8 protein-coding genes are annotated in these 12,218 nt (G+C 65.1%); 4 read left to right on the forward strand and 4 right to left on the reverse strand.

Going from position 1 to position 12,218, the window contains the following annotated elements:
* Positions 1 to 151 precede the first annotated feature (151 nt).
* The 4 genes from Q8R75_RS02405 to Q8R75_RS02420 all read left to right on the forward strand — a co-directional run bounded on the left by Q8R75_RS02405 (position 152) and on the right by Q8R75_RS02420 (position 7,203).
* A complete protein-coding gene (locus Q8R75_RS02405) occupies positions 152 to 2,884 on the forward strand; it encodes a cation-transporting P-type ATPase (RefSeq protein WP_305626146.1) in 2,733 nt (910 codons plus the stop codon).
* 4 nt (positions 2,885 to 2,888) lie between these two features.
* Positions 2,889 to 4,529, forward strand: a complete 1,641-nt coding sequence (locus Q8R75_RS02410; protein WP_305626145.1) for a Na/Pi symporter — start codon at positions 2,889 to 2,891, stop codon at positions 4,527 to 4,529.
* A gap of 111 nt (positions 4,530 to 4,640) precedes the next feature.
* Positions 4,641 to 6,323 carry a cation:proton antiporter family protein gene (locus Q8R75_RS02415; protein WP_305615311.1) on the forward strand — a complete coding sequence of 561 codons (1,683 nt, stop codon included), beginning with the start codon at positions 4,641 to 4,643 and terminating at the stop codon, positions 6,321 to 6,323.
* Positions 6,307 to 7,203 carry a universal stress protein gene (locus Q8R75_RS02420; RefSeq protein ID WP_305615313.1) on the forward strand — a complete coding sequence of 299 codons (897 nt, stop codon included), beginning with the start codon at positions 6,307 to 6,309 and terminating at the stop codon, positions 7,201 to 7,203. Before Q8R75_RS02415 ends, Q8R75_RS02420 begins: the two co-directional genes overlap by 17 nt.
* A gap of 231 nt (positions 7,204 to 7,434) precedes the next feature.
* On the opposite strand, the gene Q8R75_RS02425 is transcribed toward Q8R75_RS02420, so the two are convergent.
* From Q8R75_RS02425 to Q8R75_RS02440, 4 genes are read right to left on the reverse strand one after another with little or no spacing between them, the layout of a single operon-like run.
* Positions 7,435 to 9,513 carry a tetratricopeptide repeat protein gene (locus tag Q8R75_RS02425; RefSeq protein WP_305615241.1) on the reverse strand — a complete coding sequence of 693 codons (2,079 nt, stop codon included), beginning with the start codon at positions 9,511 to 9,513 and terminating at the stop codon, positions 7,435 to 7,437.
* A gap of 38 nt (positions 9,514 to 9,551) precedes the next feature.
* Positions 9,552 to 10,823, reverse strand: coding sequence for a glycosyltransferase (locus tag Q8R75_RS02430; protein WP_305615244.1), 1,272 nt, complete (start codon positions 10,821 to 10,823; stop codon positions 9,552 to 9,554).
* A 9-nt stretch (positions 10,824 to 10,832) separates the two neighbouring features.
* Positions 10,833 to 11,246: a hypothetical protein gene (locus tag Q8R75_RS02435; protein ID WP_305615246.1), complete on the reverse strand. Its 414-nt coding sequence runs from the start codon at positions 11,244 to 11,246 to the stop codon at positions 10,833 to 10,835.
* Complete coding sequence (locus tag Q8R75_RS02440) at positions 11,246 to 12,058, reverse strand: PEPxxWA-CTERM sorting domain-containing protein (protein WP_305615248.1); 813 nt, start codon at positions 12,056 to 12,058, stop codon at positions 11,246 to 11,248. Before Q8R75_RS02440 ends, Q8R75_RS02435 begins: the two co-directional genes overlap by 1 nt.
* Positions 12,059 to 12,218: the final 160 nt, after the last annotated feature.

Here is a 12,218-nt window from a genome sequence, read left to right on the forward strand (position 1 = left end):
GGGCGCCCGCCGGCCGTGCACGCGAGGTCGAAGCGGTGTCGCCTGGACGGCAAGCGAGCAAAAAGTGCCGATCTCCTTGATGCGCAGGGCTTTTTGCGCGATGGCAAGCGGTCATCCGAGGTTTTCAGGTTGAACCCGAAGGAGTCTTGAAATGCGGCATCAGACGGACAATCCGGTGCGGCCGGAAAGCTGGCACGCGCTCACCGGCGCAGCGACGCTGACTTCGGTCGGCAGCGTACGCGATGCCGGACTGACAGCCGACGAGGCGGCGCGCCGACTCTTGGCCGATGGCGCCAATAGCCTGCCCGTGCCGGCGGGGCGCAGTGTTTTGCAACGCATGCTTGCGCAATTCGAGAACGTGCTCATTCGCGTACTGATCGCCGCCGCCGTGGTGACGGCGCTGCTCGGGCACCTGCTGGACAGCGCAGTCATCGCTGGCGTGGTGCTCATCAATGCTTTGATCGGCTTTCTGCAGGAGGGCAAGGCCGAAGCGGCGCTCGACGCCATACGGAAGATGCTTTCGCCGCGCGCGCAGGTGCTGCGCGGCGGACGCCGGATCGATCTGCCGGCTGCGGAACTGGTCCGGGGCGACATCGTGTTTCTCGCGTCCGGCGACCGCGTTCCAGCCGATCTGCGACTGCTGGACGTGCGCAACCTGCGCATCGACGAGTCTGCGCTCACCGGCGAGTCGGTGGCGGTCGACAAGCACACGGAGATCTGTGCCGACGAGGCGGCGCTCGGCGATCGCCGGTCGATGGCTTTTTCCGGCACGCTGGTGACCTACGGCCAGGGCACAGGCGTTGTGGTCGCGACCGGCGCAAGCACCGAGATCGGCCACATCAGCACCCTGCTTGCCGGGGTGCAGGAACTGGCCACGCCGCTGACGCGCAGGATGGCAGCCTTCAGTGCATGGCTGACCTGGACCATCCTCGGCGTGGCTGCCGTGGCGTTTGCCTTCGGCATCCTGGTCCATGATTTTTCAATCGCAGACATGTTCCTCGCCGCGGTGGGTATCGCCGTCGCGGCAATCCCGGAAGGGCTGCCCGCCATCATGACCGTGACGCTGGCCATCGGCGTCCAGCGCATGGCGAAGCGTCACGCGATCATCCGGCGCCTGCCGGCAGTCGAAGCGCTGGGTTCGGTCACGGTCATCTGTTCGGACAAGACGGGCACGCTGACGCGAAACGAAATGACCGTGCAGCGCGTGACGACAGCGCGCGACACCTTCCGGGTAAGCGGTGCCGGTTATGCACCGCAAGGCGGGTTTTCGCGCGACGACGGCGAATGCGAACTGATCGATTGCCCCGAACTGGTCGAGATCGGCCGTACCGCGCTGCTGTGCAATGACGCCGCGCTGAACCGGGATGCGGAAGGCAGATGGGTGCTGGCGGGCGATCCGACCGAAGGTGCGCTGATCACGCTGGCGCTCAAGGTCGGTCTCGATGCGCATCGCGAAGCGGACATGCTGCCGCGCATCGACACCATTCCGTTCGAATCCGAACACCGCTTCATGGCTACCCTCCATCACGATCATCAGGGCCGCGCATTCATGCTGCTCAAGGGCGCGCCCGAGCGCGTGTTCGAACTGTGTCGCGAACAGCGCGAGGGCGGTGATGCGCAGCCGCTTCAGCCGGCCTACTGGCATGCCTGCAGCGAAGCCGTGGCGAGCGAGGGCATGCGTCTGCTCGCGCTGGCAATCAAGCCGATGGACACGTCGTTGAGCGCGCTGACATTTGCCGACGTCGAGGCCGGCGGCTTCACACTGCTTGCGCTGCTCGGCCTTGCCGATCCGCCGCGTGAGGAGGCGGTTGCCGCAGTGGCGCGCTGCCGCGGTGCCGGCATCTCCGTGCGCATGATCACCGGAGATCATGCCGTCACCGCCCGCGCGATCGGCGAACAGCTGGGTCTGGGTGACACGGTACGCGTGCTGGCCGGCCCGCAGATCGAACGGATGGATGACTTGCAGCTGCGCGTCGCAGTGGCCGACACCGAAATCTTTGCGCGCGCCAGCCCGGAGCACAAGCTGCGCATCGTTCAGGCGCTGCAGGCCAATGGCGAAGTGGTGGCGATGACCGGCGACGGCGTCAATGACGCACCTGCGCTGAAACGTGCCGACGTCGGCGTGGCCATGGGTGACAAGGGCACCGAAGCCGCCAAGGAGGCGGCCGAAATGGTACTGGCCGACGACAATTTCGCGTCGATTGCCGCCGCGGTGGAAGAGGGCCGCACGGTATTCGACAATATCCGCAAGGCGGTCATTTTCATCCTGCCGACCGGGGGCGGGCAGGCCGGCATCCTGGTCACGGCCATCCTGCTCGGCCTGACGCTGCCGATCACGCCCGCGCAAATTCTGTGGGTGAACATGGTGACTGCCGTCACCCTGTCGCTCGCACTGGCGTTCGAAACACCGGAATCGGACATCATGCGCCGCCCGCCGAGAAGCCCGGACGAACCGCTGCTGACCGGGTTCCTGCTGTGGCGCATAGCGTTCGTGTCGCTGCTGCTGGTGACCGGCGGTCTGACCCTGTTCCTGCGCACACTCGATGAAGGGGGCTCAATGGAACTGGCGCGCACGGTCGCCGTAAACACGCTGGTGTTCGGTGAAATGGTCTATCTGTTCAATGTGCGCCACCTCACCGCAAGTTCGCTGACCGTCGAAGGTGTCACGGGCAACCGCTATGTGCTGCTCGCCATTCTTTTGCTGCTGGTGCTGCAGGGGCTGTTCAACTATCTGCCAGCAGCACAGATGCTGTTCGGCACCGCTCCTCCGCAGATGAGCGACTGGTGGCCGGTTCTGGTGTTCGGCGCCCTCCTGTTGGTCATCATCGAACTGGAAAAGCTGGCGGTTCGCTCCTGGGCACGCCGCCGGCAGCAGAGCGGCTGACCTCATGGAACCGCTCTTTCACCTCCTTGGCGGTCTCGGCCTGTTCCTGCTCGGCATGGGCTTCATGACGGACGGACTCAAACTGGCTGCCGGCCCCGCGCTGGAGCGCATTCTGTCGGACTGGACGCGCACCCGACTGCGCGCGCTGCTGTCCGGCGTGCTGGTGACCGGGCTGGTGCAATCGTCGAGCGCTGTGACGGTCGCCACCATCGGCTTCGTCAATGCGGGCCTGCTGACACTCGGTCAGTCAATGTGGGTCATTTTCGGCAGCAATGTAGGCACGACGATGACCGGCTGGCTGGTTGCGCTGGTCGGTTTCAAGATGCCGATCGAGCTGTTCGCGCTGCCGCTCATCGGGGTCGGCATGCTGCTGCGTCTGACCGGCGAAGGGTCGCGCCGGGCGGCGATCGGCATGACGATCGCCGGCTTCGGGGCGCTGTTTCTGGGTATCGATGTGTTGCGGGAGGCATTCGGAGGTCTCGGATCCGCTGTCAATTTCGACGCCTGGGCAGCCGGTGGAGCCGGCGGTGTGCTGTCCGCCGTACTCGTCGGGATCGTATTGACCACACTCATGCAGTCATCGAGTGCCGCGATGGCCGTCGTGCTGACGGCCGTGGCGGGTGGCGTGGTGCCCTTGTCGGTGGCCGCTGCCGGCGTGATAGGCGTCAACCTCGGTACCACCATCACGGCGATCATCGCCGCACTGGGCGCGACACCGAATGCCCGACGCACCGCTGCGGCGCATGTGGCGTTCAATCTGATCACCGCAGTCGTTGCCCTGCTGTGCCTTCCGGTATTGCTTGCGCTGGTCGCATGGATGACGGATGTGCTGGAACTCGAGCCGACGGCGACCACCGTTCTCGCGACGTTTCACACCACGTTCAATGTGCTCGGCGTGTTGCTGATGTGGCCCCTGTCCATGCGGCTGGAGCGGGCCCTGTCGGCGCGCTTCGTTACACCCGACGAAGACGCCGGACGTCCGCAGCACCTCGACGCGAACGTGCTTTCGGTACCGACGCTCGCGCTTGATGCACTGGCGCTGGAGGCGCGCCGGGTCGGCGCGATGGCCAGGGGGATGGTGCTGTCGGCGCTGGATGGCGCCGCACCCGAATCGATCGCCCATCAGCGTGACGCATTCGACCGGCTCACCCGGGCAGTCGCAGGATTTGTCGTCAGCATCCACCGCAGCACGATGAGTGCAGCCAGCGGCGAGCGCCTGCCGCGCGTCCTGCGCGAGTTGCGGTACTACGAAACGGTCGCCCGCATGGGAGCCGTGATCGCTGAACCGGTTCCTTCGGGACCGCTTCCGGACGACGTGGTCCGCTGCGAGACGCACTTTCGCACACAGGTACGCGACTGGCTCGCGTTGGTGCTGCCCGCGGGGGATGCGGCGAGTCTGCCAGCTGCCGCAGTGCTGCCCGATGCGCTGGTTGCCGGCTATGCTGCCCTGAAGGACGCGATTCTGCGTGCCGCCGCCGCCGACGCACTCGATATTGCCCGCATGGATGCCCTGCTGGAGCGCGCACGCGCCATGCGGCTTGCAGCGGAACAGGCCGGAAAGGCGCTGCAGCTCCTGCACCGGATCGAGATGAATGACGATGCAATAAGTCCGGATGAAAGCCGGATGCATCTGATTGCCGAATGAGGCAGCATGCAGGCGTCGTCGTGGCGCGTTGAAGAGGGTCGTTTCCGTCGGCGATTCCGTCTGCCGGATGCCGGATCGACAGGGAGTCAGTGATGCGGGAGAAGATGTTTCATGGTGACTGAAGGGATGCAATCCAGCGTGTTTGCCGAAATGGCGCTGCTGCTCGGGCTGACCACGGCTGCCGGTGCGCTGGCCGTACGTCTGCGCCAGCCCGTGCTGATCGCCTACATCGTGGTCGGCATACTGGCCGGGCCGGCGGCATTCGGATTTGTCCAGGCGCATGACCAGATCGATCTGCTGGCGCAGATCGGTGTGGCGGTGCTGTTGTTCGTGGTCGGACTCAAGCTGGATCTTTCGCATGTCAGGCGTATCGGTCCCGTTGCGCTGGCGACCGGCCTGGGTCAGCTGTGCTTCACGATATTCTTCGGATTCATCCTGGTGCTGCTGCTCGGCAGGGGCGCGATGGAAGCGCTTTATGTCGCGGTTGCACTGACTTTCTCCAGCACCATCATCATCGTCAAGCTGCTGTCCGATAAACGGGAGCTCGATTCGCTGCACGGGCGCATCGCGGTCGGCTTCCTGATCGTGCAGGACATCGCCGTCGTGCTCGCCATGATGGCCATGAGCGCGCTGCGCGGTGCCGGCGATGCGGGCGCAACGGAAGTCGTGCTGTCGCTGCTCGCGCGGGTGTCCGGCGCCGCGCTGATAATCTTCGTGCTGATGCGCTACATCCTGCCGCCGCTGGTGCGCACCATGGCGCGCTCGCAGGAACTGTTGCTGCTGTTTGCGATTGCCTGGGGAACCGGCCTTGCCGCACTGGGCGAGTGGGCCGGCTTCTCGAAAGAGGCCGGCGCCTTCGTCGCGGGCTTTTCGCTGGCGTCGACCCCTTACCGTGAAGCCATGAGCGCCCGCCTGACCGGCGTGCGCGACTTCCTGCTGTTGTTCTTCTTCATCGATCTCGGCGCCCGGCTCGATCTGTCGACGCTGGGCGATGAAGTTGTGCCGGCGCTTGTGCTCAGCGCCTTCGTACTGATCGGTAACCCGCTGATCGTGATGGCCATCATGGGGTATATGGGCTACAGAAAGCGCACCGGCTTTCTGGCCGGTCTGACCGTTGCACAGATCAGCGAGTTTTCAATCGTGTTCGTTGCCATGGGCATCACGCTGGGCCACATCGGCCGCGAGGCGCTGGGGCTGACGACGCTGGTCGGGCTGGTCACCATCGCGCTGTCTACCTACATGATCATTCATGCACAGCCGCTGTTCGAGAGGCTGTCACCCTGGCTGTCGATATTCGAGCGCAAGCATCCATATCGCGAGGTGACAGTCGAAAGCGGGGTCGAGCGCTCCGGTACGACTGACGTGATGGTGTTCGGGCTCGGGCGCTACGGCAAACGGCTTGCGCTGCAACTTGCCGACGCAGGCTTGACCGTGCGCGGCATCGACTTCGATCCGGAGGTGGTGCTTGAGTTGCGCGGGCGCGGAGTACAGGTGGATTTCGGCGATGCGCAGGATCCCCATTTCCTCGACAGCCTGCCGCTCGACACAGTCCAGTGGGCGATCAGCACGCTGCCTGATTTCGAATCGAACCGCGAGTGGCTGGCGGCGCTGAGGGCGCGCCAGTTTGCCGGCGAGGTGGCGATCGTGGCGCGTGACGATGGGCAGGGTGAGCAGCTCAAGCGCGCGGGTGCCCCGATCGTGCTGTATCCGTTCCGCAATGCGGTGGATTATGTTGCGGAGCACCTGTCCGAATTGATACGCAAGAAGGAGGAGCGACATGAAGCCAATCCGTAACATTCTCGCGGCAACTGATCTTTCAGCCCCGGCCCGGGAGGCGCTTGCCCGTGCATTCCAGCTCGCTGCGGAGACGGGTGCCCGGCTGACGCTGATGCATGCAGTCAGCAGCGGGGTGATGGCGACGTTGCATGAGTTGCTCGGCACGAGCGCGCCGACGGTCGAACAGCGCATCGTCGATGATGCCTGCAACACGCTGCGTGACCTCGCCGACGAACTGGGGCGGGCGCATGGGGTATCCGCCGCTGTGCGGATATCGACCGGCGCCGTCGTGCAGGAAATCATCGGCCAGCTCGATGAGCTTGACGCCGATCTGCTGGTGCTGGGCGCGCGCGGTGAGGATTTCATGCGCCACCTGATGCTGGGTTCGACCGCAGAGCGCATGCTCGGGGTGATGACAAAGCCGGTGCTGGTGGTTCGCCAGCCACCTCATGCGGCGTACCGGCGCGTGCTCGTGCCGGTTGATTTCTCGATGGCTTCGGAACCGTCGTTGCAGGCTGTACACGTGCTCGCTCCGCGCGCCGAAATCATTCTGCTGCACGCCTTCGAACTGCCATTCGAAGGCAAGCTGCGTTATGCAGGCATCGACGACGCGGCAATACATGCGCTGCGGATTGCCGAGCGCAGCTCGGCTTTCCAGCACATGGAAGCGCTGCAGGCAAGCGCCGGGATTGCCGACCAGTCGCGCATCATCGTTCGCCACGGAGATGCGTGTTCACTCATTCGCGAAGTACAGCAGCAGGAACACTGTGATCTGATTGCGCTCGGCAAGCAGGGTCGCAACCGCATCAAGGAAATGCTGCTGGGCAGCGTGACCCGTCATGTCCTTTCGGAATCCGACTGTGATGTGCTGGTCGTCGGCGATTCGAGCGCAGGGTGAGCTGGACGCGATTCGGGTGGCCGTCTCGGAAGGCACCCCGATGCGTGTCGGCAATGAGCGGGGTGTATCCACAACGGATGGTCGTCATCCGTCCGAAAGAAGCGCGGTGCGGAGCCGAAGTCGGAATTTGCACCGGATGCCAGGTAATCGGGCGCGCACCGGTGCCCACCGCATGGTCGGATCGGGGAACATCCACACGCGCGAGTCGTAATCCGGGCTGGGTTAGGATGATCAGAACCAGGCGTTGAGCGTGACGCTGCCGAAGCGGCGCCAGTAGCCGCTTCCGCCGCCCGGCGAGCCTGCTTCGCTGTCGGAAATGCCGGCTGCCGCACGCAGCTGCCAGCCGGGCCCGATGTCGTAGGCCACCCAACCTTCGAGCAGATAGTTGCGGCCGGATGCGCCGTTGCCATCGCCGTCGGTTTCGTCGTAGCGGCCGAACGCGGCCTTCGCGTAGTAGCTCCACGGGCGGACGTCGTCGTAGATCGACATGAAGGCCCGGTATTCGAGATAGCGATCCGGGTTGTAGTAGCCGCGATTGGCGCGGCTGACGTCCCAGGGCCGGCTGTTTTCGAACCGGTTGCCTTCGATACCCAGCCGGATCTGCGGACGCGTCCACAGCGCGTAGTCGCCACGCCAGGCGATGCGGGAGCGCTGGTTGTCGTCATCGAATTCTAGCCGCGCGACGCTGCCGGCGAAGCTCCAGCGCGGCGTCGGCGTATAGGTCGCACCGACCGAAATGTCGCGGAAATTCACTTCGTTGCGCAGGGCACTGATGGTGTCGATGATGCCGCTGCCGGTTTCCGCGTCGATGCGCCACAGATCCGCGGGAACGTAGCGCACACGTGCTCGCCACACCGTGCTCTGCCAACCGTCATAGTCGCGTCGGCCGAGCGTGAAACCGGGCCACAGCGTGCCGCGGCCGCCGCGCACCTCGCCCAGACGCAAGCCGTAGGTTGCGCTGATTTCGCTGCCGCTGACCGTGCGGCGCGGCGAACGTGTTCCGGTTTCGTAGCCGCTGATCTGCGGCAGGCGCACGCCGACCTCGAACAGTTCGGTCGGCGAACGTCGCCAGCCGGCCAGCGCGAACGGCGTGACGATGCGCAACCGGTCGGCGTCGTCCGACCAGTCAATGCCGGCCGAGGCGTAGTGCTGCGTATCGCGCCGGATGCGGTAATCGCGCAGCCACTGCGCGCCCTCGTCAGTGACATCGGTCAGCAGCGGCATGGCTTCGTCGGCATAGCCGGCCCAGTAGAGGGCGCGCGCCTTCGCCACGTTCATGCCGGGATCTGTAGACGTATCCAGCCGGTCGAATTCGCCGACCGCTGCGCGATGCCGACCGGAGAAGTTTTCGGACTGCGCCAGACCGAGCTGCGCATCGGCATCGCCCGGATCGGCCTGCAGCAGGGCAGCGTAGATCGCCCGCGCACCGGCCGGGTCGTCCGACCAAAGCAGCGCGCGTGCAAGGCCGCGCTGTGCTCCGCGGTCGTCCGGCTGGTTGGCGAGCAGCTTGCGCCACGCTTCGGCAGCGCAGGGATGGCGGTCCAGCGCGGCACAGGCCTGCGCAAGACCACGCCAGATTTCGGGCAGGCCAATCCCTTCGGCATGCGCTTGCGAGAACAGCGTACGGGCGCCCGCGGCATCGCCCGACCACAAGGTCTGCCAGGCCATCGGAAGCAACCACTCGGTGCGTCGTTCAGGCGCAAGCTGCAGCGCCAGCCGATACGTCACCGCCGACTCGGCGTTGCGGTCGGCATAACCCAGCACGCGCGCCACCTCCGCCGTGCGCGTCGCATCCGCACGGTCGACCTGTGCCAGTTGTGCATAGGTGTCGAGCGCACCGGCGTAGTCCTGCGCTGCAGTACGCGAACGCGCCAGGCCGAGCAGGGATTCGATCAGGCCGCGCCGGCTGTCGCTGACTGATGTCGCGTTGGACCAGCCATTCATCCGCTGCCGGAACAGCGTCGCGGCGCGTTCGAAGCGGCCCGCCCATAACGACTGCCAGGCGAGTGAAGGGAGGATGTCTGCCTGCCGGGCCGGTGCACTGCGCAGCGCGCGCTCGTACAGTTCCGCAGCCGCCTCGTTGCGGTCGGCAAACCCTTCGACCCGGGCGGCTTCGATCAACAGGTCCGTGTCGTCCGGAAACTGGCTCACCAGCCCGCGGTAGAGCTCGATCGCCGGCGCATAGTCACGCGCCTCGACCAGCCGGCGCGCTTCGTCGCGCTGCGGATGGACCGCGAAAGCGGGCTGCGCTGCGACCAGCGAAAGTGTCAGCGTCAGGGCGAGCGTCAGGGCAGGCAGTGCACGCGTCATAAAAGAGGATGCTGCGGGGGATTCGTATAACAAAAGTATCAGGCCTCGCGCCCGGTGCGCGGCGTGTTCCACGTGATCGACTGTCGCGCAGGCGCAACAAACAGGTGGTGCAGCGACATGCAGGTGGTGACGGCAAGGAAGGCCCAGTAAACAAGGGGATAGAACACGGCGTATGGAAAGTAGCGCCAGATTCCGCGGTCATACCGGTGGTCGATCAGCGTGCCCAGGGCCAGCTGCACCAGGCACAGGGTGGCGATCACCATGCCCCACAGATTGGGCAGTGGCGACGCGCCGACCGGTGGAAAGCCGATCGCCCACGATGCGATCCACAACATCGTCATCGCCACGAACACAATGGCCCAGCAGATCGACAGCACCGACTCGATGAACATCGGCCACATGCGACGGTAACGCCAGTGCAGGATGACGTCGTGATGGCGGCGCAGCACCTGCATCAGGCCGCGTGCCCAGCGCAGCCGCTGCCGGAACAGCGCCCGGAAGTGCGTCGGCACCGTCATCCACACGATGGCGTGCGGCTCGTAGCGGATGTCGTGAAAGTGGCGCTGCAGCTTCCACGTCAGTTCGATGTCTTCGGTCGGCATGTCGGGCGAAAAACCGCCGACCGACTGCACGGCGCTCTTGCGGAAGGCGGCCACCACGCCTGACACCGTCACGATGCGGCCCCAGATGCGCTGCGAGCGTCGCAGCAGGCTGACGATGGACGTGAATTCGATCGCCTGCAGGCGGCTCAGGAAGTTGTCGACGTTGCGCACCCGCGGGTTGCCCGTGACGGCTGCGACGCGGGCGCTCATGAAGTGCGGGACCAGGTGCCACAGGATGTCGGGTTCGGGTTCGGCATCCGCATCCATGATGAGCACGATGTCGCCGCGCAGCATCGGCAGCGCGTCGTTCAGCGCCATCGCCTTGCCTTCGTTGATGCGCTTGTCGATCAGGCGCACCCGGCCCGTCTGCACGAAGGGCAGCACCTGGCGCACCGTGCTGTCGCTGGAGCCGTCATTGACCACCACGATTTCGTAGTCCGGGTAGTCGACGGCGCACACCGCGACCAGTGAGCGTGCGATCACCGCGTCTTCGTTGTGCGCCGGAATGAGGATGCTGACCGGCGGAGCGAAGTTGCGCTCGGGCGGCGCCGCACCCGGCTCGTCGCGTTCCCAGCGGAACACGAAAAACAGCGACGTGGTGATCCACACCAGGCTGGAAATGATGGGGTAGGCCGCGAAGAAGAACAGCGCAACCGAGTAGGTCCCGGTGTACTGAATGCCGATCAGCAGTCCTTCAAGCGCGTGCATGACTGCGGGTCAGCCCTTGCCGAACAGTCGCGACACTCCTGGATCGACGCTGCGCGGCGCGAGACAGCGGTACAGCTTTCGGGAATCGACGACGCCGATCACCGTGATATTTGCGGTGCGCAGCGTGTCCCAGTCGGCCACTACCGGCCGCCCGGCCCAGTCATGCAGGTAGTCGGCCTTTACGTCCGGCAGCTGGCGCCGGGGACCCTTAAGCTTGAAAATCGCCAGATTGTGCAGCACCCAATAAAGCGTCACCGCCGGGCTGATGACCAGTGTGGCAACGATCATCCAGGCCAGTACGCCGTAGTCGGGCAGGTCGCGACCGACCAGCAGCCAGGCCCATCCGAACAGGAACCACCCCGCAGCGACGACGACGACATGCACCAGTCGCTGACCCGCGCCGCGCAGGGGCTCACGGCGCATCAGGCACGTCGCCGGGCTGCGACGGCGATCAGGCCCAGCCCACCCAGCAGCATCCACCAGGTCGCAGGTTCGGGTACCGGCAGCGGCTGGGTCAGGCTGAGCAGGTTTTCGGTCGGCACGAGCGTCCAGTCGGCAGCGCCTTCACGCGACCAGCGCAGGTCGACGACGCCGGCCTCAAGCCGGTTGTAGGCACCAAGCTGGAAGCGATACAGGCCGACGTCGAGCAGGATGTCCTGCTCGAAGCCGAGCCGGTCGCGGGGATTCACGCCGTCCTTGGCCAGCGACAGCACCGCGCCGTCTGCACCGTACAGGTTGAAGAAGAATCCGTCGTCATACAGCACGCCGAAGTTGTAGAGACTTTTTTCGGTGATGCGGATGTAGCCATCGAAGCGCGACAGCCAGTTGGTCTGTGGCGCGCTCAGCGGCAGCGGCAATGCGCTGCCCCACTGAGACGAATACATCGCGTTGTAAAGCGTATTGCCGAAATTCACCTGGCTCGCGATGCCGGTCCAGCGCTCGATGACACCGGACTGGCCCTGCGGCTGGTCGATCAGCGCATGCCAGTCGGCGATGCCCCAGATGCCGGTGCCCCAGGCAAAGTCGGATATCGGTTGTCCACTGCCGTAGGTGAGTGTGGCTTCATCCCACAGCACGGTGCTGCCCTGCCAGTTGTCATCGATTTTGACGAACAGCGCATCCGAGCCGCCACCGGTGCCATAACTTCCGGGCAGTGCAGGGGCCAGGTCGACGGCGAAGGCGGCAAGCGGTGCCGCCAAGGCCGTCGCCAGCAATGACGAGAGTGATTTTTTCATGACTGTAGTGTCCGGATTGGGCGAAGTCCTGCAGCATCGGACGCGTGCGTTACTGCGCCATGACTGCGTTTCAGACCGATTATGTAATACAACTTAAGTTATGTGTCTGCCGGAAGGCAGGACACCCGTCACACCCGTCGTCGTGCAGGTCTGCGGGAAT

Origin of the sequence: Methyloversatilis sp. (genome assembly GCF_030696805.1) — a bacterium.
Classification (GTDB): Bacteria; Pseudomonadota; Gammaproteobacteria; order Burkholderiales; family Rhodocyclaceae; genus Methyloversatilis.